At 70.8% G+C, this 22110-nt stretch carries 24 protein-coding genes and 2 riboswitches; of the genes, 13 read left to right on the top strand and 11 right to left on the bottom strand.

Translation table 11 applies throughout. The features are described from left to right. Positions 1 to 10: 10 nt before the first annotated feature. The 3 genes from VO99_RS08435 to VO99_RS08445 are packed head-to-tail and all read right to left on the bottom strand — an operon-like array spanning position 11 to position 2093. Complete coding sequence (locus VO99_RS08435) at positions 11 to 685, bottom strand: nitroreductase (protein WP_046112368.1); 675 nt, start codon at positions 683 to 685, stop codon at positions 11 to 13. Continuing rightward, positions 682 to 1131 (bottom strand): acyl-CoA thioesterase, encoded by a 450-nt coding sequence (locus VO99_RS08440; RefSeq protein ID WP_375136385.1) that lies wholly within the window; start codon positions 1129 to 1131, stop codon positions 682 to 684. The genes VO99_RS08435 and VO99_RS08440 overlap by 4 nt, the downstream gene beginning before the upstream one ends. After that, a complete protein-coding gene (locus VO99_RS08445) occupies positions 1128 to 2093 on the bottom strand; it encodes a histone deacetylase family protein (RefSeq protein ID WP_046112370.1) in 966 nt (321 codons plus the stop codon). Before VO99_RS08445 ends, VO99_RS08440 begins: the two co-directional genes overlap by 4 nt. Before the next feature lie 192 nt (positions 2094 to 2285). On the opposite strand from VO99_RS08445, the gene phaP reads away from it, so the two are divergent. Then, positions 2286 to 2843 carry a TIGR01841 family phasin gene (gene phaP, locus VO99_RS08450; protein WP_046112371.1) on the top strand — a complete coding sequence of 186 codons (558 nt, stop codon included), beginning with the start codon at positions 2286 to 2288 and terminating at the stop codon, positions 2841 to 2843. 99 nt (positions 2844 to 2942) lie between these two features. On the opposite strand, the gene VO99_RS08455 is transcribed toward phaP, so the two are convergent. Continuing rightward, positions 2943 to 3821 (bottom strand): patatin-like phospholipase family protein, encoded by an 879-nt coding sequence (locus VO99_RS08455; protein ID WP_083440454.1) that lies wholly within the window; start codon positions 3819 to 3821, stop codon positions 2943 to 2945. 157 nt (positions 3822 to 3978) lie between these two features. Between VO99_RS08455 and VO99_RS08460 the strand changes: the two genes are divergently transcribed. The 9 genes from VO99_RS08460 (at position 3979) to VO99_RS08500 (ending at position 11834) form a co-directional block, all read left to right on the top strand. After that, positions 3979 to 4311: a hypothetical protein gene (locus tag VO99_RS08460; RefSeq protein ID WP_052736192.1), complete on the top strand. Its 333-nt coding sequence runs from the start codon at positions 3979 to 3981 to the stop codon at positions 4309 to 4311. 7 nt (positions 4312 to 4318) lie between these two features. After that, positions 4319 to 6010, top strand: a complete 1692-nt coding sequence (locus VO99_RS08465) for a nitrite/sulfite reductase (protein WP_046112373.1) — start codon at positions 4319 to 4321, stop codon at positions 6008 to 6010. 19 nt (positions 6011 to 6029) lie between these two features. Then, positions 6030 to 6530, top strand: coding sequence for a DUF934 domain-containing protein (locus VO99_RS08470; RefSeq protein WP_083440450.1), 501 nt, complete (start codon positions 6030 to 6032; stop codon positions 6528 to 6530). After that, positions 6530 to 7282, top strand: coding sequence for a phosphoadenylyl-sulfate reductase (locus VO99_RS08475; protein ID WP_046112374.1), 753 nt, complete (start codon positions 6530 to 6532; stop codon positions 7280 to 7282). Before VO99_RS08470 ends, VO99_RS08475 begins: the two co-directional genes overlap by 1 nt. Positions 7283 to 7293: 11 nt before the next feature. Further along, a complete protein-coding gene (cysD, locus tag VO99_RS08480; RefSeq protein WP_046112375.1) occupies positions 7294 to 8262 on the top strand; it encodes a sulfate adenylyltransferase subunit CysD in 969 nt (322 codons plus the stop codon). Continuing rightward, positions 8262 to 9575 (top strand): sulfate adenylyltransferase subunit 1, encoded by a 1314-nt coding sequence (locus VO99_RS08485; RefSeq protein WP_046112376.1) that lies wholly within the window; start codon positions 8262 to 8264, stop codon positions 9573 to 9575. Before cysD ends, VO99_RS08485 begins: the two co-directional genes overlap by 1 nt. Beyond that, positions 9572 to 10360 (top strand): uroporphyrinogen-III C-methyltransferase, encoded by a 789-nt coding sequence (gene cobA, locus VO99_RS08490; RefSeq protein ID WP_046112377.1) that lies wholly within the window; start codon positions 9572 to 9574, stop codon positions 10358 to 10360. The genes VO99_RS08485 and cobA overlap by 4 nt, the downstream gene beginning before the upstream one ends. A gap of 81 nt (positions 10361 to 10441) precedes the next feature. Further along, positions 10442 to 10765: a ferredoxin FdxA gene (gene fdxA, locus VO99_RS08495; RefSeq protein ID WP_046112378.1), complete on the top strand. Its 324-nt coding sequence runs from the start codon at positions 10442 to 10444 to the stop codon at positions 10763 to 10765. A gap of 4 nt (positions 10766 to 10769) precedes the next feature. Further along, the gene (locus VO99_RS08500; RefSeq protein ID WP_046112379.1) at positions 10770 to 11834 is read left to right on the top strand and encodes an NAD(P)/FAD-dependent oxidoreductase; all 1065 of its coding nucleotides are present in this window, start codon (positions 10770 to 10772) and stop codon (positions 11832 to 11834) included. A gap of 15 nt (positions 11835 to 11849) precedes the next feature. Here VO99_RS08500 and VO99_RS08505 read toward each other — a convergent pair whose 3' ends face one another. Both VO99_RS08505 and VO99_RS08510 read right to left on the bottom strand, forming a co-directional pair. After that, positions 11850 to 12740, bottom strand: a complete 891-nt coding sequence (locus tag VO99_RS08505) for a LysR family transcriptional regulator (protein ID WP_046112380.1) — start codon at positions 12738 to 12740, stop codon at positions 11850 to 11852. Positions 12741 to 12748: 8 nt separating this feature from the next. Further along, the gene (locus VO99_RS08510; protein WP_052736193.1) at positions 12749 to 13312 is read right to left on the bottom strand and encodes a PEP-CTERM sorting domain-containing protein; all 564 of its coding nucleotides are present in this window, start codon (positions 13310 to 13312) and stop codon (positions 12749 to 12751) included. Positions 13313 to 13449: 137 nt separating this feature from the next. Between VO99_RS08510 and VO99_RS08515 the strand changes: the two genes are divergently transcribed. Then, on the top strand, positions 13450 to 14523 hold the full coding sequence (locus VO99_RS08515; protein WP_052736194.1) for a DUF294 nucleotidyltransferase-like domain-containing protein: 1074 nt from the start codon (positions 13450 to 13452) through the stop codon (positions 14521 to 14523). A 134-nt stretch (positions 14524 to 14657) separates the two neighbouring features. Next, positions 14658 to 15653, top strand: a complete 996-nt coding sequence (locus tag VO99_RS08520) for a TerC family protein (protein ID WP_046112381.1) — start codon at positions 14658 to 14660, stop codon at positions 15651 to 15653. On the opposite strand, the gene VO99_RS08525 is transcribed toward VO99_RS08520, so the two are convergent. Genes VO99_RS08525 through thiD form a run of 5 tightly spaced genes read right to left on the bottom strand, consistent with a single transcriptional unit; the run spans position 15648 to position 19501 of the window. Then, positions 15648 to 16538 (bottom strand): thiamine phosphate synthase, encoded by an 891-nt coding sequence (locus VO99_RS08525; protein ID WP_232315306.1) that lies wholly within the window; start codon positions 16536 to 16538, stop codon positions 15648 to 15650. The two genes, VO99_RS08520 and VO99_RS08525, sit on opposite strands and share 6 nt — an antisense overlap. Positions 16539 to 16546: 8 nt before the next feature. Then, positions 16547 to 17359 carry a thiazole synthase gene (locus VO99_RS08530; protein WP_046112382.1) on the bottom strand — a complete coding sequence of 271 codons (813 nt, stop codon included), beginning with the start codon at positions 17357 to 17359 and terminating at the stop codon, positions 16547 to 16549. Positions 17360 to 17361: 2 nt separating this feature from the next. After that, the gene (gene thiS / locus VO99_RS08535) at positions 17362 to 17595 is read right to left on the bottom strand and encodes a sulfur carrier protein ThiS (RefSeq protein WP_052736195.1); all 234 of its coding nucleotides are present in this window, start codon (positions 17593 to 17595) and stop codon (positions 17362 to 17364) included. After that, the gene (locus VO99_RS08540) at positions 17592 to 18635 is read right to left on the bottom strand and encodes an FAD-dependent oxidoreductase (RefSeq protein ID WP_046112383.1); all 1044 of its coding nucleotides are present in this window, start codon (positions 18633 to 18635) and stop codon (positions 17592 to 17594) included. Before VO99_RS08540 ends, thiS begins: the two co-directional genes overlap by 4 nt. Continuing rightward, the gene (thiD, locus tag VO99_RS08545) at positions 18632 to 19501 is read right to left on the bottom strand and encodes a bifunctional hydroxymethylpyrimidine kinase/phosphomethylpyrimidine kinase (protein ID WP_046112384.1); all 870 of its coding nucleotides are present in this window, start codon (positions 19499 to 19501) and stop codon (positions 18632 to 18634) included. Before thiD ends, VO99_RS08540 begins: the two co-directional genes overlap by 4 nt. A gap of 52 nt (positions 19502 to 19553) precedes the next feature. Then, a riboswitch (TPP riboswitch) is annotated at positions 19554 to 19649 on the bottom strand. Positions 19650 to 19709: 60 nt separating this feature from the next. Next, a riboswitch (TPP riboswitch) is annotated at positions 19710 to 19812 on the top strand. A 70-nt stretch (positions 19813 to 19882) separates the two neighbouring features. Between thiD and VO99_RS08550 the strand changes: the two genes are divergently transcribed. Then, on the top strand, positions 19883 to 22012 hold the full coding sequence (locus tag VO99_RS08550) for a TonB-dependent siderophore receptor (protein ID WP_052736196.1): 2130 nt from the start codon (positions 19883 to 19885) through the stop codon (positions 22010 to 22012). Positions 22013 to 22110: the final 98 nt, after the last annotated feature.

The following is a 22110-nucleotide window of genomic DNA, read 5'->3' on the forward strand; positions in this document are numbered from 1 at the left end:
TGAGGTTCGATCAATCAAGGAAACGGGTGAAGCCCGCCACCGGCTCGCGGGCGGTGCGCAGGCTGTTCTCGATGGCCGCAGGATCGGCATGGCCCAGCGCCATGCCGCACACCAGTGCCTCGTTGGCGGGTGCGCCCACATGCGGCAGGATGAGGCGGTGCCACTCGATGAAGGCGGCCTGCGGGCAGGTGTCCAGGCCGCGGGCGCGGGCGGCGATCATGATGTTCTGCAGGAACATGCCGTAGTCCAGCCAGCTGCCCTGCTCCATGCGGCGGTCGATGGTGAAGATCAGGCCCACCGGCGCATCGAAGAACAGGTAGTTGCGGCCATGCTGCTGGTGCATGCGCTCGCGGTCGGCCTTGCCAATGCCCAGCAGGCCGTACAGGCCCCAGCCGGTGGCGCGGCGCCGCTCGATGTAGGGCGGGAACCAGTCGGTGGGGTAGTAGGCGTATTCGGCCTGGTGCTCGGCGCGGGCCTGCGGGTCATCGTGGGCGGCGACCAGCTTGCCGCACAACGTGGCCAGCGGCTCGCCGGTCAGCACGTACACCTTCCAGGGCTGCACATTGGAGCCGGAGGGCGCCTGCGCGGCCACCTGCAGGATGTCCTCGATCACCGGGCGTGGCACCGGCGTGGGCAGGAAGCGGCGGATCGAACGCCGGCTGGTGATGGCCTCGTCGGCCGTCATGCGTCCACCCGCAGCGGCTGCAGCGCGGCCAGCAGCGCGGGCGGCAAGGCCATCGGCCGGCGGTTCAATCGGTCGACGTACACATGCACGAAGTGGCCGGCGGCGGCGCACAACGGCTCCCCCTGGCCGAACAGGCCGATCTCGTAGCGCACGCTGCTGCGGCCCACGCTGGCCACCCGCATGCCGGCTTCCACCACCTGCGGAAAGCTGAGCGAGGCGAAGTAGTTGCAGTGCGTCTCGATCACCAGCCCGATCGACTCGCCGGCCTGCGGATCGAGCGCGCCGGCCTCGATGAGGTAGCGGTTCACCGCGGTGTCGAAGTAGCTGTAGTACACGACGTTGTTGACGTGGCCGTACACGTCGTTGTCCATCCAGCGGGTGGGCACCTCGGTGAAGTGGCGGTAGGCGCCGCGCGGCTGCGGCTGGGGGCGGGCTGTTTCGCTCATCCGGTGCATTCTTCCATCGGCTCGGCCCGGCGGTCGGCCTGCCAGGCCTGCCACTGGCGCTGGGCTTCGCGCAGCGTCTGCAGGTGCACCGCCACCGAGTCGTCGATCACCCGGCCGTAGCCGCCCGCCATGCTGATGGCCACCGGCACGCCACGTTCACGACAGGCGGTGAGCACCCGGCGGTCCCGCTCGGCCAGGCCGGCGGCGCTGATCTTCAGGCGGCCCAGGCGGTCGCCTTCGTGCGGGTCGGCGCCGGCCAGGTAAAACACCAGGCCCGGCAGGGCGGCCTGGTGGCGCTGCCACAGCGTGGCCAGCGCACTGTCCAGCGCGGCGAGGTATTCGTCGTCGGCGCAGCCGTCGGGCAGTTCCACGTCCAGGTCGCTGGCCTCCTTGCGGAAGGGGAAGTTGCGCGCGCCGTGCAGCGACAGGGTGAACACGCTGTCGTCGTCGGCAAAGATGGACGCAGTGCCGTTGCCCTGGTGCACGTCCAGGTCGATCACCGCCACGCGCAGCAGCCGCCGGTGGTGGCGGTGCTCCTCGGCCTGCATCAGCCGGGCGGCCACCGCCGCATCGTTGAACACGCAGAAGCCGCTGCCCTTGTGCGCATAGGCATGGTGGGTGCCGCCGGCCAGCTGCGCGGCCACGCCTTCGCGCAGCGCGGTGCGGGCGGCGCAGATGGTGGCGCCCACCGAGCGGCGGGCCCGCTCCACCATCGCCGGCGACCAGGGAAAGCCGATCTCCCGCTGCTCGGCAGCGGACAGCAGGCCCTCGACCACCGAGGTCACGTAGTGCGGCGTGTGCGCCAGCGCCAGCTCGCCGTCGGTGGCGGCAATGGCCTCCGCCAGCACCACCCCGGCTGCCTCGGCCTCCACGCGATTGCGCAGCAGCCGGTACTTGGGCATCGGGAACCGGTGGCCGCTGGGCAACGGCAGCACGAAGTGGTCGGAGTAATACGCCTGCATCGCGACCCATTGTGGCGGGGACCCGGCCGCCAAGCGCCCCGGCGGCCTTCTAGGAAGCGCTCCCTAGAATTGTTGCAGCGCAACAAAATGGCTTGCAATGGAGGCTCACGTCCCTATACTTCGGTTCATGGTGCAGTGCAGCAAACGCTTCCCGGGCACCAGCAAGTTCCCTTATCAAGACGGAGATTTCACATGCTGACCCCTGAACAAATGCTCGCCGCCCACAAGGCCAACCTGGAAACCCTGTTCGGCCTGACCAACAAGGCCTTCGAAGGCGTCGAGAAGCTGGTCGAGCTGAACCTGCAAGTGGCCAAGACCGCCCTGGGCGAAGCCGCCGAGACCACCTCCGCCGCCCTGTCGGTGAAGGACGCCCAGGAGCTGATCGCCCTGCAGACCTCGCTGCTGCAACCGGTCGCCGAGAAGGCCGCTGCCTACAGCCGCCATGTGTACGACATCGCTGCCGCCACCAGCGCCGAAGTGACCAAGGTCGCCGAGACGCAGATGGCCGATGCCCAGCGCAAGTTCATGACCGTGGTCGACACCGCCGCCAAGAACGCCCCCGCCGGCAGCGAAAACGCCGTGGCCCTGGTGAAGTCGGCCGTGGCCGCCGCCAACAACGCCTTCGAAAGCGTGCACAAGGCCGCCAAGCAAGCCGCCGACGTGGCCGAAGCCAACCTGACCGCGCTGACCAACACCGCCGTCAAGGCCGCTTCCACCACCGCCACCAAGGCCAAGCGCGCGACCGCCTGATCTTCTGGATGTCTCCTCGGTACCTTCCGGCGCAGGCCGGCGTACCGTTCAAAAGGCCCGGCTCTGCCGGGCCTCTTTCTTTTGGGGCGCACGAAGCGCTCAGCGCGTGGCCAGCGCGATCTTCTGCCGCAGCGCCGGCAGGGCCGCCAGCGCCGCCTCGCGCCCGGCCGCGATGGCCTGGCGGCGCACGGTGAAGTCGGCGCTCGACACGCCCACCAGGCGCGGCCGCACCACCACGTCGGCATCGCGCAGCTCGAAAGTATTGATGCTGCGGCTCATGATGGCGAAGGTCTGCAGCAGCATGCGCATCGGGTCGCCGGTGGGGTTGCCATCGGGCGGCATCGAGATGTCCACCGCGATCACCAGCTCCGCGCCCATCTGACGGGCAAAGCGCACGGGCACCGGAGAGGCCAGGCCGCCGTCCACGTACTCGCGGCCGTTGATCGTCACCGGCTGGAACACGGCCGGCACCGCGCTGGAGGCCCGCACCGCCGTGCCGGCATCGCCGCGGCGGAACAGCACCGGCTCCCCGCTGTCCAGGTCAGTGGCCACCACGCCCAGTGGCATGGGCAGCTGCTCGATCGGCCGGTTGGACGCCTGCTGGCGCACGTAGCGGGCCAGCGCCTCGCCGCGGATCAGCCCACGGCCGGGGAAGGCCCAGTCGGTGATGGCCGATTCGTCCATCGCCAGCGCCACCTTGGCCAGCTCGGCGCCGCTGCGGCCGGCCGCATACATGGTCGCCACCAGGCTGCCCGCGGAGGTGCCGGCCACCAGGTCGGGCTTGATGCCGGCTTCCTCCAGCACCTGGATCACGCCGATGTGGGCGAAGCCCCGGGTGGCCCCGCCACCCAGCGCCAGGCCGATGCGCGGCGGGCGCGGTGGCGGCGGGGGTGCGGCCGGCGGCGGTGGCGGCGCGGGTGGCGACGGTGGCGGTGCGGTGGCACAGCCGGCGAGGGCACTGGCGGCCAGCAACGCCAGCAGCCGGCGACGGCCGCTTAATTCTGGATGGGCATTAGCAAGCAACTTATTCGTTCTTCTCAAATATATATGCGGTCCATAAAGTGCCCACTGGTGCACGGGAGGGGCCCGTGCATGCTATTGGACACGCGCAAGGCGCAAGGACTCGATGGACGGGATGGCAGTGCTCAGCGGCTTCGGCGCCGGCGCCCTCGACGGACGGGCCAGCGCGGGCCGCGCCGTGCTCGCGGCGCCCCTGGCTTATCCTTCCCTCCCCGCGCATCGGCTGGCGGGCACCGGCATCGCCCAGGCGGTGGCAGCCGTCCGGGCAGCCGGCGGCGGCCGTCCGGCACCCGGCCCGGTCGATGCGGCGCGGACGGCCGCCACGCTCATCGGCTTCCTGCCGGCCTCCGGGCCCGGCGCCAGGCTCATCACCTCCATGCCCGAACGCCGGGTGCGCACGCAGCGGCCTGCAGCGTGCGGCACCGCGGGCTTCCAAGTGATTCATTGAACCCAGCATGTACCAGTACACCGACTTCGATCGCCAGTTCGTCCACGCGCGTGCCGCGCAGTTCCGCGACCAGCTCGAGCGCAACCTGCGCGGCGAGCTGGGCGACGACGAGTTCCGCCCGCTGCGGCTGCAGAACGGCTGGTACATCCAGCGCCACGCGCCGATGCTGCGGGTGGCCGTGCCCTACGGCGAGCTGGCCAGCCGCCAGCTGCGCCAGCTGGCCCGCATCGCGCGCGAATACGACCGCGACTACGGCCACTTCACCACCCGGCAGAACCTGCAATACAACTGGATTCCTCTGGACAAGGGCGCCGACGTGATGGACCTGCTGGCCGAGGTCGACATGCACGGCATCCAGACCAGCGGCAACTGCATCCGCAACATCACCAGCGACGCGCTGGCCGGCATCGCGCAGGACGAGATCGTCGACCCGCGCCCCTACTGCGAGCTGCTGCGCCAGTGGAGCACGCTGCACCCCGAGTTCGCCTTCCTGCCGCGCAAGTTCAAGATCGCCGTCACCGGCGCGGTGGAGGACCGCGCCGCCACGCTGTGGCACGACGTTGGCCTGCACGTGCTGAAGAACGAGGCCGGCGAGGTCGGCTTCAAGGTGTTCGTCGGCGGCGGCATGGGCCGCACGCCCGTGATCGGCAGCCTGATCAACACCTTCGTGCCCTGGCAGCAGATCCTGGTGTACCTGGAGGCCATCGTGCGGGTCTACAACCGCTACGGCCGCCGGGACAACATGTACAAGGCCCGCATCAAGATCCTGGTGAAGGCCGAGGGCCAGAAGTTCTTCGATGCGGTGAATGCCGAGTTCCAGGCCATCCTGGACCGCGACACCGATGGCGACGCGCAGATCATTCCCCAGGCCGAGTTCGACCGCGTGGCCGCCAACTTCGTGGTGCCGGCCGGCGTGGCCCCGGCCGACGAGGTCGCGCTGCCGGCTGATGCGGCCCCGGGGTTCGACCGCTGGCTGCAGCGCAACGTGGTGGCGCACCGGGTGCCGGGCTACCGCGCGGTGCAGCTGTCGCTCAAGCGCCCCGGCCAGGCGCCGGGGGATGCCACCGGCAGCCAGATGGACCTGGCCGCCGACCTGGCCGACCGCTTCAGCCACGGCGAGCTGCGCGTCACGCACGACCAGAACCTGCTGCTGCCCTGGGTGCGCCAGAGCGAGCTGCCGGCGCTGTTCCAGGCCGCCAAGGCGGCCGGCTTCGCCTCGCCCAACATCGGCTACCTGACCGACATGATCGCCTGCCCGGGCGGCGACTTCTGCGCGCTGGCCAATGCGCGCTCCATCCCGCTGGCCGAGGAGCTGACCGAGCGCTACCAGGACCTGGACGAGCTGCACGACATCGGCGACATCGACCTGCACATCAGCGGCTGCATCAACAGCTGCGGCCACCACCACAGCGGCCACATCGGCGTGCTGGGCGTGGACAAGGACGGTGCCGAGTGGTACCAGCTGACCGTGGCCGGCTCCGACGGCAGCACGCTGAGCGGCGCCGCCACGCCGGGCAAGGTGATCGGCCCCTCCTTCGCGGCCGACGAGATCGCCGACGCGGTGGAAGCCGTGATCACCACCTACAAGCGCGAGCGCGCCCCCGGCGAGCGCTTCATCGACACCGCCCGCCGCCTGGGCGTGCCGCCCTTCCGCGCCGCGGCCGATGCCGTGCGCCGCAGCACCGCCCGCGCGGCCTGACCCCCGGAGGATCAAGACCATGAAATTCATCGATCCCCATCGCGATGCCTGGCACACCGTCGTCGGCGAGGACGGCCCGATGCCGCACCCCAACCCCGCCCCCAACCGCCTGCTGACGCTGGAGCAGTGGCACGCCGTGCGCGAGCATTGGCCCGCCGACGTGAAGGCCGGCGTGATCGTGCCCAACGACGCCGACATCGAGCAGCTGGAAGCCTGCCTGCCGCGCCTGGGCCTGGTGGTGCTGCAGTTCCCCAAATGGGTGGACGGCCGCGCCTACAGCCAGGCCCGCATCCTGCGCCGCCGCTACCGCTTTGCCGGCGAGGTGCGCGCCACCGGCGACGTGGTGGTGGACATGCTGCCGCTGCTGCAGCGCACCGGCTTCGACGCCGTGGTGCTGCGTGGCGACCAGAAGATCGAGCATGCGCAGCGCGCGCTGTCCTTCTTCCCGCAGCACTACCAGGGCGACGTGGTGGAGCACCAGCCGCTGTTCGCCCGCACGCACAAGCCGCAGGTGGCCTGATGGGCGCGATCGACCTCAACGCCCGCGCCAGCGCCGACTTCGAAGGCAAGCTGGCCCGCACGCTGGCCGTGCTGCGGCAGGCCGCGGCCGACCATCCGGGCCGGGTGGTGCAGGGCACCAGCCTGGGCGCCGAGGACATGGTCATCACCGACCTGATCGCCCGCCACCAGCTGCCCATCGCGCTGGCCACGCTGGACACCAAGGCGCTGCACGACGAGACGGTGGCGCTGATCGGCCGCATCGAGCAGCACTACGGCGTGCCGGTGGAGGTGTTCAGCCCGCCGCAGGAGGCGGTGATCCATTTCGTCGCCCTGCATGGCCCGAAGGCCATGTACGAGAGCATCGAGCTGCGCAAGGCCTGCTGCGCCGTGCGCAAGCTGGAACCGCTGGGGCGCATGATGGCCGGGCGCGACGCCTGGATCACCGGCCTGCGCCGCGAGCAGTCCAACGACCGCGCGGCGGTGGAGTTCGTCGAGCACGAGCCCAACGGCCGCACCAAGTACAGCCCGCTGGCCGAATGGACGTGGGGTGACGTGTGGCACTACATCGGCCTGCACGCCGTGCCCTACAACCCGCTGCACGACCAGTTCTACCCCAGCATCGGCTGCGCGCCCTGCACCCGCGCCGTGGCGCTCGGCGAGGACTTCCGCGCCGGCCGCTGGTGGTGGGAGCAGGACGGCGCCAAGGAATGCGGCCTGCACGTGCACGAGGATGCTTCGCCCGGCGAGGTGTCGACCCTGTTGAACCGATGAGCCCTACACCGATGAACGCCCCGCTCTCCGTCGACCAGTTGCTGCCGCAGCTCGACAACGCCCACCTCGACCACCTCGAGGAAGAGGCCATCTTCATCCTGCGCGAGGTGGCGGCCAGCTTCGAGCGGCCCGCCCTGCTGTTCTCCGGCGGCAAGGACTCCTGCGTGGTGCTGCGGCTGGCCGAAAAGGCCTTCAAGCTGCGCCCCGATGCCAGCCAGCCCAATGAGTTCAAGGGCAAGCTGCCCTTTCCGCTGCTGCATGTGGACACCGGCCACAACTTCCCCGAGGTGATCGAGTTCCGCGACCGCCGCGTGGCCGAGATGGGCGAGCGGCTGGTGGTGGGGCACCTGGAAGACAGCATCAAGCGCGGCACCATCCGCCTGGCCCATCCGCTGGAGTCGCGCAATGGCCACCAGACCGTGACGCTGCTGGAAGCCATCGAGGAGCACCGCTTCGACTGCCTGATCGGCGGCGCCCGGCGCGATGAAGAGAAGGCCCGCGCCAAGGAACGCATCTTCAGCCACCGCGACAGCTTCGGCCAATGGCAGCCGAAGGAGCAGCGGCCCGAGCTGTGGACGCTGTTCAACACCCGCCACAAGCCGGGCGAGCACTTCCGCGCCTTCCCGATCAGCAACTGGACCGAGCTGGACGTGTGGCTGTACATCGCCCGCGAGCAGATTCCGCTGCCCAACCTGTACTTCGCGCACGACCGCCAGGTGATCCGCCGCAAGGGCCTGCTGGTGCCGGTGACCGAGGTGACGCCGCCGGAAGCCGGCGAGACGGTGGAGACCGCGCAGGTGCGCTTCCGCACCGTGGGCGACATGACCTGCACCTGCCCGGTGGAAAGCCCGGCCGCCAACGCCACCGACATCGTGGCCGAGACGCTGACCGTCACCGTGAGCGAACGCGGCGCCACCCGCATGGACGACCGCACCTCGGACGCTTCGATGGAGCGCCGCAAGAAAGAGGGCTACTTCTGATGAGCACCGCAACGACCGTGGACACCACCGCGGCCACCACCGTCTGCGCCGACCACCGCGCCCTGCGCTTCCTGACCGCCGGCAGCGTGGACGACGGCAAGAGCACGCTGATCGGCCGCCTGCTGTACGACAGCCGCGCCATCCTGGCCGACCAGCTCGACACGCTGGAAAAGCGCGCCGCCGGCCAGCCGATCGACCTCTCGCTGCTGACCGACGGCCTGGAGGCCGAGCGCGAGCAGGGCATCACCATCGACGTGGCCTACCGCTACTTCGCGACCAAGCAGCGCAAGTTCATCATCGCCGACGCCCCGGGCCATGAGCAGTACACCCGCAACATGGTGACGGCCGCCGCCGGCAGCGACGCCGCGGTGGTGCTGGTCGACATCACCAAGATCGACTGGCAGGCGCAGCCGGTGCAGCTGCTGCCGCAGACGCGCCGCCACACGCTGCTGGCCAAACTGCTGCGCGTGCCGAGCATCGTGTTCGCGGTGAACAAGATCGACGCCATCGACGACATCCGCCCCGCCTTCGAGGCGGTGAGCCAGGCGCTGCGCGCCTTCGCGCAGGAAGCCGGCGTGGAGGTGGCGGGCATCATCCCCGTCTCGGCCCTGCGCGGCGACAACGTGACGCAGCCGCTGGCCTGCGCCTGGTACGGCGGCCCCTCGCTGCTGCAGGTGCTGGAAAGCCTGCCCACCACGCAGGAGCGCACCGAAGGCGAGCTGCTGCAGCCGGTGCAGTACGTCGCCCGCGACGACGGCGAAGGCGTGGGCCACCAGCCGCGCACGCTGTGGGGCCGCATCGCCCACGGCGGCGTGAAGGCCGGCGACACGGTGCAGGTCTTCCCGAGCGGCGAAACCGCCGTCGTGGCCCAGGTGCGCCTGGCCGGCGAGGTGGTGGCGGCGGCGCGCGCGGGCCAGTCGGCCGGCATCGTCCTGGACCGCCAGCTCGACGTCTCGCGTGGCGACTGGATCGCCACGCCCAGGAGCCTGCAAGCCACGCAGAAGTTCAGCGCCACGCTGGCCTGGCTGGACACCGAGCCCGCCGTCGTCGGCCGCAAGTACTGGGTGCGCCACGGCAACCGCTGGGTGCAGGCGCGCATCAGCAGCATCGAGCACCGGCTGGACATCCACACCCTGGCCGCCAGCGAGGCGCATGAACTGGCCGTCAACGAGATCGGCGAGGTGACGGTAGAGACCCAGCAGCCGCTGCCGGTGGAGCCCTACGGCAGCAACCGAGTGGGCGGCGCGCTGATCGTGGTCGACGCCACCAGCAACCGCACCAGCGGCGCGCTGCTGGTCAAGGAAGCGGCGTGAATTCGGCACCCGCACTCGGCCACGTGGTGTTCATCGGCGCCGGCCCGGGCGCGGCCGACCTGATCACGGTGCGCGGCGCCCGCCGCCTGACCGAGGCCGAGGTGGTGCTGTTCGACGCGCTGACCGACCCCGCGCTGCGCGAGCTGGCCCCGAACGCCCGCTGGATCGACGTGGGCAAGCGCGGCTTTTGCCATGCACCCAAGCAGACCGAGATCAATGCGGTGCTGGTGCGCTGCGCCCACGAGTACCGCCGCGTGGTGCGGCTCAAGGGTGGCGACCCCAGCATCTTCGGCCGGCTGGAGGAAGAGCTGCTGGCGCTGGCCGAAGCCGGCATCGGCTGCGAGGTGGTGCCCGGCGTCACCGCCGCCATCGCCGCCGCGGCCGCCACCCAGCGCCCGCTCACCCGCCGCGGTCGCGGCCGCAGCGTGAGCCTGTCCACCGCGATGACGAAGGAAGGCAGCCTGGCCGAGGCCACGCCGCCCAGCGCCGACACCGAGGTGTTCTACATGGCCGGCCGCCAACTGGCCGCTTTGGGCCGGCGGTTGCTGGCCGCGGGCTGGCCCACGGACACGCCGGTGATGGTGGTCTCGCAGGCCGGCACGCCCGACCAGCGCGCCAGCGACCACCGCCTGGACACGCTGGCCGCGGCCAGCATGCTGCATGCGGGCCGGCCGGCCATCGTCACCGTCGGCGCGGGCGCCCGGCCGGTGTCGGCCGAGGCCGCGACGGAGGTGCTGGCGGTGCCCTCTGGCCGCACAGCGTCCGTGGAAACCCCCACGCCTTAGAATCCCGCGTTCTTCATGGAGCGGCCGCCACATGAATCCCCGGCGCGGCCGCACTCAACATTTCCTTCAGGCTGAAGCCCCATGACCCACGTCGTCACCGAAGCATGCATTCGCTGCAAGTACACCGATTGCGTCGACGTCTGCCCCGTTGATTGTTTCCGCGAGGGCCCGAACTTCCTGACGATCGACCCCGACGAGTGCATCGACTGCGCCGTGTGCATCCCCGAGTGCCCGGTCAATGCCATCCTGCCGGAAGAAGACGTGCCGGGCGACCAGCAGCACTTCATCCAGCTGAATGCCGACCTGGCCAAGAAGTGGCCCAGCATCACCAAGCGCAAGGCCTCGCTGCCCGACGCCGAAGAGTGGAAGGACCGCACGGACAAGCTGTCCGAGCTGATCCGCTGAACCCATGATCGAGACCGACGCGCTGATCGTCGGTGCGGGCCCTGTCGGGCTGTTCCAGGTGTTCGAGCTGGGCCTGCTGGAAATCGGCGCGCATGTCGTCGATTCGCTGCCCCAGCCCGGCGGCCAGTGCATCGAGCTGTACCCCGACAAGCCGATCTACGACATCCCCGGCATCCCCGCGACCAGCGGGCGCGAGCTGGTGGACCGGCTGCTGCAGCAGATCCAGCCCTTCAACGCGCCGCTGCACCTCGACCAGGAAGTGAGCGCGGTGCAGCGCCAGCCCGACGGCCGCTTCTTGGTCGAGACGCGGCGCGGGCTGCGCTTCCTCGCCAGGACGGTGTTCATCGCCGGCGGCGTGGGCGCCTTCCAGCCCAAGCCGCTGCGGGTGGAGGGCCTGGCCGCCTTCGAAGGCACGCAGCTGCACTACCGCGTGGACCAGCCATCGCGCTTCGCCGGCCGCCACCTCGTGGTGGTGGGCGGCGGCGATGCCGCTCTGCACTGGGCCAACCACTTTGCCGAAGCAGCCGGACCACTGGCCGCAGCCAGCGTCACCCTGCTGCACCGGCGCGATGCCTTCCAGGCGCCGGCCGCCGAGGTGGCCCGCATGCGCGCGCTGTGCGCGGCGCACCGCCTGCACTTCGCGGCCGGCCAGGTCAGTGGCATCGGGCAGTCGGCCGACGGCATGCTGTCCGCCATCAAGGTGCTGGGCGGCGACGGCGTCACCCGGCTGATGCCGCTGGACCACCTATTGGTGTTCCAGGGCCTGAGCCCGCGGCTGGGCCCGATCGCCGAATGGGGCCTGGCCATCGAGCGCAAGCAGGTGGTGGTTGACACCGAGAAGTTCGAGACCAGCGAGCCCGGCATCTTCGCGGTGGGTGACGTCAACACCTATCCCGGCAAGAAGAAGCTGATCCTGTGCGGCTTCCACGAGGCCACGCTGGCCGCCTTCGGTGCGGTGCGGCATGTGTTCCCCGACAAGCCGGTGCACCTGCAATACACCACCACCAGCCCGCGCCTGCATGAGCTGCTGGGGGTGGAGTCACCGCGCCACGACGACGACGTGCATTGACCGGCAGCGGCCGCCTCAGGTCGTGGCCGCGCCGTCCACCACGCGGCGGATCAGGGGATGCTGTACCCGCCGCTCGGTGCCGATGGCGTAGAACGGTTCCCGCACGCCGTCACAGCTGCCGACCGGCCGCACCCGGTAGTGCTCCAGCAGGTCGTCATGCACCAGCAGCGCGGCCGGGAACACGCCCATGCCGTGGGCCCCGAAGGTCTTGAGCAGGGCGCTGTCCTCGAATTCGCCCACCACGTTGGGCCGCACCTCGTGCCGCGCGAACCAGGCATCGATCTGGATGCGCACGATGGCATGCGCGGTGGGCAGCAGCACCGGCACCCTGGCCAGTGATTGCGGAAAGCCCTTGCGGGCCGCGGCCAGCAGCGCGGGCGGCGCATACCAGCCCAGGTCGGAGCCGCCCAGCGCATGGCTGTAGAGCTTCAGGTTGGCGCTCACCGGCGCCGGCCGGTCGGCGAGCACCAGGTCCAGCTTGTGCAACGCCAGCTCGGCCAGCAGTTCGTCGAAGCCGCCTTCATGGCACAGCAGCCGCAGGCCGGGCTCGGCCAGCACCGGCGTCATCAGCCGGTGCACCACCAGCTTGGGCAAGCCGTCGCTGATGCCCACCGCCAGCCGCAGCGCCGGCTGCGTGGCGGCATCGCGCACCACGTCGGGCAGCTGCTCGCCGAGCTGGAAGATCTGGTCGGCATGGCGCAGCGCGGCCTCGCCGGCCTCCGTCAATGCCAGGCCGCGGCCGGCGGGCTTCAGCAGCGCATGGCCCAGCGCCTGCTCCAGCTCGCGCACCTGCGCACTCACCGTCTGCACCGCCACGTCCAGCCGGTCGGCCGCCCGGGCCATGCCGCCTTCCTTGGCGACCACCCAGAAGTAGTGCAGGTGCTTGTAGTTGAAGCCGGGGCGCATGGCCGATCCTAGCCGGCGCGGCGGCGTGCGGCCATGGTGCCCACCAGGGCCACGCCGGCCAGCAGCAGCGCGGCGGAGGCCGGCTCCGGCACCGCCGGCAGCGGCTCGGTGCGGGCACTGAACTGCCAGCTCACCACCTCCTCGGTGGTGCGGTTCAGCGCCGGCCGTGAGGCGAACTCCACCGTGCGCGCGGGCGAAAGCCAGCTGGCACGGAACAGGTTGGCGTACTCGCCCGACGCGGTGGCAAAGCCCAGGCCGTGGCTGCTCAGCCGGCCGTCGGCGCGCACCAGGTTGTCGACCTCGAAAGGATCGTTCAACGGGATGGCGGTACCCGTGGGCTGCAGGCCGGTGATGGTGCTGCCGTTGCGCTGGCCCAGGATGCCGGTGGCTAGGTAGTAGCCGCTGCCGTCGGGCACGTCCTGCGTGATTAGGATGCCGCTGGCCGATACCCCGGTGCCGCTGTAGGCGAAGTCCCAGTACAGCTCGGCACGGGCCGGCGTGGCCAGTGCTGCCAGGCCGGCGGCCAGCAGGGCGATGGCGGCCGGCGCGCGGTTCAGGGTGCGTGCGGTCATGCGGTGTTCTCCTCGTCGTGGCGCGGGCCCGGTGCCCGCGGCCGGCATTCTGGCCGCGCCCTGCATGCTTTCTGAGGCAGGACAAGACTCACCTCGATACCGCGCCACAGAATCGGCTGCATACGCGCCACGACGCCATGTCCAGCAGCACCGATGCCGCGTCCGGCGGCCCGCCCTCCACCCCGGCGCCCGGCTCCGGGCCGGCCCTGGCGCAGGCCATGGCGCGGGCCACCACGCTGGGTGAACTGGCGCAGGCGGCCGCGGGCATCGACCTGCTGGTGGAACGGCTGCACGACGCCGGCCAGCCGGTGGGCGGCATCGCGCTGCAGGTGCAGGCCTTGAGCGCCCGGCTGTTCGACCGCGCCTGGCGGCTCATCGCGCCGGACGCGCTGGTGGACCACAGCTGCCTGTTCGTGATGGGCAGCGAAGGCCGTGGCGAACAGCTGCTCAAGACCGACCAGGACAACGGCCTGCTGCTGGCCGATGGCTGGCCTGCACCGGACGACCTGCCGGCGCTGTGCCAGCGCTTCTCGGACGCGCTGGCCGACTTCGGCTATCCGCCCTGCCCCGGCCGCATCATGCTCAGCGATGCGCAGTGGCGCGGCCCGGCCGCGGCCTTCAGCCAGACCGTGCGAGGCTGGCTGCTGCATCCCACGCCGGCCCATGTGATGACGCTGGCCATCTTCCTGGATGCGCAGGCCGTCAGCGGCGATGCACGGCTGCTGCAGCCGGTGCGGGACGCGGCCTTCGAGCTGGCCACCGGCAACGACGTGCTGCTGGCCCACTTTGCTGCCGCGGTGCATGCATTCGGCGACGCGCGCGGCGGCCTGCTGCGGCTGCTGGGCCGCGGCACCCTGCCGCCGCTGCTGGATGTGAAGAAGGCCGGCAGCTTCCCCATCGTGCACGGCGTGCGGGCGCTGGCGCTGGCACACCAGCTGACGGCCACCGGCACCGCCGAGCGCATCCAGTCCCTGGTGGCTGCCCACCAGCTGGCGCCGGACAGCGGCGCGGCGCTGGTGGACAGCCTGCACCTGTTCATGTCGCTGCGGCTGGACGCCGGCCTGCGGGCCCGGCGCAGCGGCCAGGCCTATGCCGGCGTGCCCACCGCGGCGCTGACGCCGCAGCAGCAGCACCGGCTGGTGCAGGCCCTGGAAGAGGTGGCCCGTTTCAAGGCGATGCTCACGCAGCGCTTCCGGCTGGAGCTTGTCTAGACAGGCGGGCATGTGCAAGGGGCGTCACCTATGTTCAGGATTTTGCTGAATCTCAATGCGCCAGGCGCTGCTTTTCCGGAAGACTCGTGCTGCCTACCCTTCGGCCATCCCCATCCATCCGCCGGAGGCGCCGCATGCAAGCCCTGGAAACCTTCCTCCAATCACCGTTCCTCTCGCAGCCCATGTGGCTGTGGCTGGTGTTCATCGCCGTGGTCATCAGCCTGCTCACCTTCGACCTCGGCGTGCTGCACAAGGACGAGAAGGAGATCGGCGTCACCGAGAGCCTGTGGCTGTCGGCCGGCTACATCACCGCGGGCGTGCTGTTCGGCGCCTGGGTGTGGTGGATGCTGGGCGCCCAGAGCGGCATCGAGTACTACACCGGCTTCCTGATCGAGAAGTCGCTGTCGATGGACAACGTGTTCGTCATCGCGATGATCTTCGGCTTCTTCGCCATCCCGCGGCAGTACCAGCACCGGGTGCTGTTCTGGGGCATCCTGGGCGTGATCGTGATGCGCGCCATCATGATCGGCCTCGGCGCCGCGCTGGTCACGCAGTTCAGCTGGGTGCTGTACGTGTTCGGCGGATTCCTGGTGCTCACGGGCATCAAGATGCTGTGGTTCGCCGACAAGCAGCCCGACATCGAGAACAACCCCGTGCTGAAGCTGCTGCGCAAGATCATGCGCGTGACGCCCACGCTGCACGGCAAGGCCTTCTTCGTGAAGCAGCCGCATCCGCAGACGGGCCAGGCCGTGCTCTGGGCCACGCCGCTGTTCCTGGCGCTGTGCCTGGTGGAGATCGCCGACCTGATCTTCGCGGTGGATTCGGTGCCGGCCATCTTCGCCATCACCACCGATCCGTTCATCGTCTACACCAGCAACATCTTCGCCATCCTGGGCCTGCGTGCGCTGTACTTCGCGCTGGCCGCGATGATCCACCGCTTCGCCTACCTCAAGTACGCGCTGGCCCTGGTGCTGGTGTTCATCGGCGGCAAGATCTTCCTGGTGAACTTCATCGGCAAGACGCCGCCCGCGCTGAGCCTGTCGGTCACGCTGGGCCTGATCGCCGGTGGCGTGGTGTACTCGATGTGGAAGACCCGCGGCATGCCGGCCACGTTGCCCACCCAGTCATGAGGAGGCAGGCCGCCGTGGCAAGGTAGGCCGCGGCAACAGGGGCACGGGGCGCTGCGGCGCCCCTTGCCCTTGCAGCACCGCCGCCTGCAGCGCGGCCATCGCCTGCTCCGGGTCGGCAGCGCCGGTGATGGCGCTGACCACGCAGACGCCATCGGCACCGCAGCGCATGGCCTGCAGGCAGCGCGCGGCATCCATGCCGCCAATGCCCACCACCGGCAGCTCGTTCAGCAGCGCGCACCAGTAGGCCAGGTTGTCCTCGCCCTGCGGCAGCCAGGGCATCACCTTCAGCTGCGTGGCATGGATGGGTCCGCAGGCGATGTAGCTGGGCCGCAGCGCCCAGGCGCGGCACACCTCCACGTAGCAGTGCGTGCTGATGCCCAGCCGCAGGCCGGCGGCGCGGATCGCTTGCAGGTCGGCATCGTCCAGGTCTTCCTGCCCCAGGTGCACGCCGTACGCGCCCTGCTCGATGGCCAGGCGCCAATGGTCGTTGATGAAGAGCTGCGCATCCACCGCAGCCGCGGCCTGCACGCTGGCACGGATCTCCTGCCGCAGCAGGGCCACGTCGGCCTGCTTGATGCGCAGCTGCACCGTGCGGATGCCGGCCGCCAGCACGCGCGCCACCCAGTCGGCACTGTGCACGATGGCATACAGCCCCATGGCGCGCTGCCGCAGCGGCGCGAAGCCCTCGAAGGGCCGCTTGACCGGCAGGTTGTCGGCCTGCAGCGCGAAGCCGGACAGCGGTGCACCGGCCGGCAGCCGGCGCCGCTGGGCCTCGAACATGTCGGCCAGCACCTGCGCCTCGGCATCGACGAAGCCCAGCTGCTGCGCAGCCTGCAGCGCGCTGGCGGCCTGCACGCCGAAGGCCTCGGACACCGGGTCCTGCATGGCGCGGCTCACAGCTCGAAGGGCCGGCCGCCCACGGGCGTGCTGGCCACGGCCATGTCCTGCGCCGCCACGAGGCCGGCCCCATGGCCCAGCCGCCCGGCCTGCACCGCGTGGCGGAAGGCCGCGGCCATGCGCACCGGATCGCCCGCATGGGCCACCGCCGAATTGAGCAGCACCGCATCGAAGCCCAGCTCCATGGCCTGCGCCGCATGCGAGGGCGCCCCCAGGCCGGCATCGACGATCAGCGTGGCCTGCGGCAGGCGGGCGCGCAGGGTACGCAGCGCCCACGGGTTGAGCAGGCCCTGCGCCGAGCCGATGGGCGCGCCCCACGGCATGAGGATGCTGCAGCCGGCGTCCATCAGCCGCTGGCAGGTCACCAGGTCGTCGGTGCAGTACGGGAAGACCTCGAAGCCGTCGATCACCAGCTGCGCTGCGGCCGTCACCAGCTCGAAGGGATCGGGCTGCAGCGTGTGCTCGTCGCCCACCACCTCGAGCTTGATCCAGTGCGTGCCCAGCAACTCGCGCGCCATGTGCGCCAGCATGATGGCCTCGCGCGCGCTGCGACAGCCGGCGGTGTTGGGCAGCAGCCGCGCACCGCTGGCGCGGATGATGTCGATGAAGCCGCCGTGCGCACCGGCATCGCCGGCCAGTTCGCGCTTGAGCCCCACCGTCACCACCTGCGCGCCGGAAGCCGCGATGGCCTGCTGCAGCACCTGCGGCGACGGATAGCCGGCCGTGCCCAGCAGGAAGCGGCTGCGCAGCGGCACGCCGGCCAGCACGAAATCGTCCTGCTCGGCGCTGTGGTTCGAAATGCTTGACATGATCAACCTCCCACGATGGGTTTGAAGCAATGCACCTGGTCCCCGGGCTGCAGCCGGTGGCCGGCCCGCACATCCCGCGGCACGAAGCCGCCGTTGACCGCGGTGGCCACGTCCTGCGGCGCATGGCCCAGGCGTTCGATCAGCTGGGCCAGCGTGCAGCCGGCGGGCAGCTGCAGGTGCTGGCCGGCCACCTGCACGGGGATGGCGTCGTCGGAAGCGTCGGCACGGGTGTTCATGCCGCCTCCCGCAAGCCGCTGGCGGCCAGCGCCTCTTCCACCAGGGCCGGCGCGAGCAGCCAGCCGTGGCGGAACAGGCCGTTGATGCGGGTGAGGCCCGACGCCACCTGCAACTGCGGCAGGTTGTCGGGCAGGGCGGGGCGCAGGTTGGTCTCCATGTGCAGCACCCGGCCCTCGGCCAGCTCCGGCAGCACGCTGTGCGCCGCGCTCAACAGGCCCAGCAGGCTGCGCACCGAGATGGGCGATCGGTCTTCCGACTCCACCTCGGTGGCGCCCACCAGCACGATGTCGTCAGGCCGCGGCACCAGGTAGACCCGCCAGCGCGGATGCAGCAGGCGCAGCGGCCGGTGCAGCACCAGGCCCCGCGCCTGCACCCACAGCAGCTCGCCCCGCACGCCGCGCACCGGCAGCTGCGGCCGCGCCCCCAGGCCGCGCACGTCGAACACATGGTCGAAGGCCTGGCCATCCAGCCGGCCAGCATCCACCTGCTGTACCGGCATGCGCCAATGCCAGCGCACGCCTTGCCCCGTGGCCTCGTGCGCCAGGGCCTGCATCGCCTGCACGCAGTGCAGCTGGCCTTCACCCGGCAACAGCCAGGCCAGCGCGGGGCCGTGCACCGCAGGCTCCAGCGCAGCCAGCTCGGCCGCCGACAACGGCCGCGGCTGCGGCTGGTCGGCCCGGCCGGCTGCCTTGGCCTGCAGCACCGCCAGCAGCCGCTGGGCGCTGCCGGCATCGCCGCGATGGGCCAGCAGCAGGCTGCCTTCGCGCCGGAAGTGAACTTGCCTGGACAACTGCGGCAGCCACCGCGCCCAGAGGTCCAGCGAACGCCAGCCCCGTTGCGCAGTGCGCAGGTCGGCCGTTTCCAGCTCGGCGATGGGGCTCAGCATGCCGGCCGCGGTCCAGCCGGCCGCCTGCGGCGGCGTGCGGTCGTCCGGGCTCGCTGCGGGATCGAACACCTGCACCTCGTGGCCGGCAGCCGCCAGCCGCCAGGCCAGCAGGCGGCCCAGCAAGCCGGCCCCGGCGATCCCGACGCGACTCATGCCGCCCGCCCCTCGCCGGCCAGCGGCCGCAGCTGCATGGGCCGCGGTGCATGGCCATGGTTGAGCGGCCCGTTGCCCGCTCCGGTGCGCACCGCCGCGCCGTGCCGCAGGGCCTGCTGCACGTAGGCGTGCGCGGCAGCCACCGCATCGGCCATCGGCTGGCCCAGTGCCAGCGCCGCCGCCACGGCGGCGGACAAGGTGCAGCCGGTGCCGTGCAGGTTGCGGCTGTGCAGGCGCGGCGCCTGGAAGCGCCGATGCAGGCCTTCGCGGGACTTCAGCACGTCCACGACCGTGTCGCCCGGCAGGTGCCCGCCCTTCAGCAGCACCGCCTGCGCGCCCAGCTCCAGCAAGGCATCGGCCGCGCCGTCCAGCTCGTCCACCGACACGATGGCGCGGCCCAGCAGCAGCGCGGCCTCGTCCAGGTTGGGCGTGACGAGCGCCACCCGGGGGAACAGCGCCTGCACGATCACCTGCACCGCGGCGGCATCGATCAAGGCTGCGCCGCTGGTGGCGATCATCACCGGGTCCAGCACCACCGGCCGCAGGCCGTGGCGGTCGATCGCTGCGGCCACGCACTGCACGGTGGCGGCCGAATGCAGCATGCCGATCTTCACCGCGTCGCAGCCGATGTCCTCGGCCACCGCGTCAATCTGCGCGGCCAGCACCTCCGTCGGCACCGCATGGATGGCGCGCACACCCAGCGTGTTCTGCGCGGTGATGGCGGTGATCGCGCTGCTGCCGTAGCAGCCCAGCGCGGCAAAGGTCTTGAGGTCGGCCTGGATGCCGGCGCCGCCGCCGCTGTCGGAGCCGGCGATGGTCAGCACCCGGGCATAGCGGCAGGCGGGGGCGGCGGATTCGGTGGTCATCGCAGCTTCCTTCGCATGAGCGGGCACGCGCGCCGGAAGAAGAGTGACCGCCCTGGGGCCGGTGCTGCTTCCCTCCGCTGGCATGACCCAGTTCAGGTTCAAAGGGTGTTTCTCAGTCGTGCGTCGCACGACACCCCTAGCAAGCGCCGATTATGGCCACGGAACGGCGCGCCCTAGAATCGCCCCCGCCGCGGCCTCAGGGCCTGCGGCACTTCGCTGGGGGTGTTGGCCTGCGCAAGCGGGCCGACTGAGACAGTCCCTTTGAACCTGATTGAGGTAATCCTCGCGCAGGGAAGCCGACGGACCTGGTCCGCCGCACCGCCGCCCGCGGTGCCGCATGCAGCCTCCGCTTTGCCGCCCTGCCATCGACCCGAGACCACGATGGCTTCCGCACCGTTCCGCTTTTCCCTCCACTCGTTGGCGGCCGCCGCCGCCGCCTGCGTGCTCGGCCTGCCGGCCTGGGCCCAGCAGGCCGCGCAGACGGTGGAGATCACCGGCCGCACGCTGCAGGCCGCGCCGGGCATCGGCGGCTTCGGCGAGCTGCCCTTGTCCAGGGCCCCCTTTGCCGGCACCGTGCTGGGCGGCACCGCGCTGCTGGACGCCGGCGTCGAGCGCCTGTCCGACATCACCCGGCTGGATGCCAGCCTGTCCGATGCCTACAACTCCGACGGCTACTGGAGCTTCCTCTCCGTGCGGGGCTACACGCTGGACAACCGCTTCAACTACCGCCGCGACGGCCTGCCCATCAATGCCGAGACCAGCATCGGCATGGCCAACAAGGAGCGCATCGAGGTGTTCAAGGGCACCAGCGGCATCCAGGCCGGCACCAGCGCGCCGGGCGGCCTGGTGAACTTCGTGGTCAAGCGGCCGGACGCCGCGGTGCGCAGCGCCTCCCTGGAGTGGCGTGAGCAGGGCAGCATCGGCGTGGCCACCGACCTCAGCCAGCGCTTCGGCGCGCACGAAGCCTTCGGCCTGCGCGTCAATGCGGCCTACGACCATCTCGACCCGCAGGTGCGCTCGCTCGAAGGTCATCGCCGCCAGCTGGCCGTGGCCGGCGATTGGCGCATCGCACCGGGCACGCTGGTGGAGGCCGAGTTCGAGCATTCCCGCCAGAGCCAGCCCAGCGTGCCCGGCTTCAGCCTGTTGGGCGACAGCCTGCCCTCGGCACGACGCATCGACCCACGCACCAACCTCAACAACCAGCCTTGGTCGCTGCCGGTGGTGATGGAGGGCAACACCGCATCGCTGCGGCTGCAGCAGCAGCTGGGCTCGGGCTGGCGCTTCACCGCGCACGGCATGACGCAGCACCTGAGCACCGACGACCGGCTGGCCTATCCCTACGGCTGCAGCGCCGAAGATCGCTACGACCGCTATTGCAGCGACGGCAGCTTCGACCTCTACGACTTCCGCAGCGACAACGAACGCCGCCGCAGCGATGCACTGGACTTCTCACTGGCCGGCAGCCCGGTGCTGGCCGGCCTGCGCCACCAGTTCAGCACCGGCGTGCTGTTCACCCGCTTCAAGAGCCGCGCCCAGGGCCAGGCCTACAACTACACCGGCACCGGCCACATCGACGGCGCGGCGGTGACCGAGCCTGCGCCCGAGCTGACCGACGAGAACACCGAGCGCGACGAACGCAGCACCGAGCTGTACCTGCGCGACATGGTGCAGCTGTCGGCCGACTGGCGGCTGTGGGCCGGCCTGCGGCACACGCGGCTGCACCGCGACAGCGTGCGCACCGACGGTTCGCGCGCCACCGGCTACGGCCAGAGCGAGACCCTGCCCTGGCTGGCCGCCAGCTGGCAGTGGACGCCGGCCACGGTTGTCTATGCAAGTTGGGGCCAGGGCCTGGAGTCCGACGTGGTGCCCAACCGCAGCTTCTACGTCAACGCAGGACAGGCGCTGCCGGCGCTCAAGAGCCGGCAGACCGAGCTGGGTATCAAGCACGAGCGCGATGACGTCAGCGCCTCGCTGGTGGCCTTCCAGATCGACCGCCCGCGGGCCGCCGACCTGTGCGATGCCGACGACCAGTGCCTGCGCCGCCCCGACGGCAGCGCCCGCCACCGCGGCCTGGAAGCGGCGCTCGGCTGGAGCCATGGGCCCTGGCAGCTGCGCGGCAGCGCGATGTGGCTGCAGGCCCGGCTGCGCAACAGCAGCGATGACAGCTTGAACGGCAACCGCCCCACCAACGTGCCGCCGCGCTCCTTCCGCCTTGCGGGCAGCTATGCCCCCGCGGCACTGCCCGGCCTGCAGCTGCAGGCCGGCCTGGTGCACGAGGCGGACAAGATGGTGCTGGACGACAACAGCATCGCCATTCCGGGCTGGACGACGGTGAACCTCGGTGCGCGCTACGTGCAGCGTCTGTCGCGCAGCCAGCTCACCTGGCGCGTGGGCGTGGACAACGTGGGCGACAAGCGCGCCTGGCGCGAATCGCCCTTCCAGTTCGGCCACGCGTACCTGTATCCGCTGTCGCCCAGGACTTTTCGCGCATCCATCCAGCTAGACCTTTGACGTAGCCAAAAAACTCGCTATACTGCGAGGCTCTGTTCCCCGATAGCTCAGTCGGTAGAGCGCCGGACTGTTAATCCGTAGGTCCCTGGTTCGAGCCC

This window comes from Aquincola tertiaricarbonis, assembly GCF_000969605.1.
GTDB classification, from domain to species: Bacteria; Pseudomonadota; Gammaproteobacteria; order Burkholderiales; family Burkholderiaceae_C; genus Aquincola; species Aquincola tertiaricarbonis.

Excerpts from the sequence above, each read along its gene's own strand:
- VO99_RS08435 (WP_046112368.1), bottom strand. The coding sequence starts at position 685 with ATGACGGCCGACGAGGCCATCACCAGCCGGCGTTCGATCCGCCGCTTC.
- thiS (WP_052736195.1), bottom strand. The coding sequence starts at position 17,595 with ATGAACACCCGTGCCGACGCTTCCGACGACGCCATCCCCGTGCAGGTG.
- VO99_RS08530 (WP_046112382.1), bottom strand. The coding sequence starts at position 17,359 with ATGTCAAGCATTTCGAACCACAGCGCCGAGCAGGACGATTTCGTGCTG.
- phaP (WP_046112371.1), top strand. The coding sequence starts at position 2,286 with ATGCTGACCCCTGAACAAATGCTCGCCGCCCACAAGGCCAACCTGGAA.
- VO99_RS08475 (WP_046112374.1), top strand. The coding sequence starts at position 6,530 with ATGGGCGCGATCGACCTCAACGCCCGCGCCAGCGCCGACTTCGAAGGC.
- VO99_RS08505 (WP_046112380.1), bottom strand. The coding sequence starts at position 12,740 with ATGCGCCCCGGCTTCAACTACAAGCACCTGCACTACTTCTGGGTGGTC.
- VO99_RS08520 (WP_046112381.1), top strand. The coding sequence starts at position 14,658 with ATGCAAGCCCTGGAAACCTTCCTCCAATCACCGTTCCTCTCGCAGCCC.
- VO99_RS08515 (WP_052736194.1), top strand. The coding sequence starts at position 13,450 with ATGTCCAGCAGCACCGATGCCGCGTCCGGCGGCCCGCCCTCCACCCCG.
- VO99_RS08500 (WP_046112379.1), top strand. The coding sequence starts at position 10,770 with ATGATCGAGACCGACGCGCTGATCGTCGGTGCGGGCCCTGTCGGGCTG.
- VO99_RS08460 (WP_052736192.1), top strand. The coding sequence starts at position 3,979 with ATGGCAGTGCTCAGCGGCTTCGGCGCCGGCGCCCTCGACGGACGGGCC.
- VO99_RS08550 (WP_052736196.1), top strand. The coding sequence starts at position 19,883 with ATGGCTTCCGCACCGTTCCGCTTTTCCCTCCACTCGTTGGCGGCCGCC.
- VO99_RS08445 (WP_046112370.1), bottom strand. The coding sequence starts at position 2,093 with ATGCAGGCGTATTACTCCGACCACTTCGTGCTGCCGTTGCCCAGCGGC.
- VO99_RS08440 (WP_375136385.1), bottom strand. The coding sequence starts at position 1,131 with ATGAGCGAAACAGCCCGCCCCCAGCCGCAGCCGCGCGGCGCCTACCGC.
- VO99_RS08465 (WP_046112373.1), top strand. The coding sequence starts at position 4,319 with ATGTACCAGTACACCGACTTCGATCGCCAGTTCGTCCACGCGCGTGCC.
- thiD (WP_046112384.1), bottom strand. The coding sequence starts at position 19,501 with ATGACCACCGAATCCGCCGCCCCCGCCTGCCGCTATGCCCGGGTGCTG.
- VO99_RS08485 (WP_046112376.1), top strand. The coding sequence starts at position 8,262 with ATGAGCACCGCAACGACCGTGGACACCACCGCGGCCACCACCGTCTGC.
- cysD (WP_046112375.1), top strand. The coding sequence starts at position 7,294 with ATGAACGCCCCGCTCTCCGTCGACCAGTTGCTGCCGCAGCTCGACAAC.
- VO99_RS08540 (WP_046112383.1), bottom strand. The coding sequence starts at position 18,635 with ATGAGTCGCGTCGGGATCGCCGGGGCCGGCTTGCTGGGCCGCCTGCTG.
- VO99_RS08470 (WP_083440450.1), top strand. The coding sequence starts at position 6,030 with ATGAAATTCATCGATCCCCATCGCGATGCCTGGCACACCGTCGTCGGC.
- fdxA (WP_046112378.1), top strand. The coding sequence starts at position 10,442 with ATGACCCACGTCGTCACCGAAGCATGCATTCGCTGCAAGTACACCGAT.
- VO99_RS08510 (WP_052736193.1), bottom strand. The coding sequence starts at position 13,312 with ATGACCGCACGCACCCTGAACCGCGCGCCGGCCGCCATCGCCCTGCTG.
- VO99_RS08525 (WP_232315306.1), bottom strand. The coding sequence starts at position 16,538 with ATGCAGGACCCGGTGTCCGAGGCCTTCGGCGTGCAGGCCGCCAGCGCG.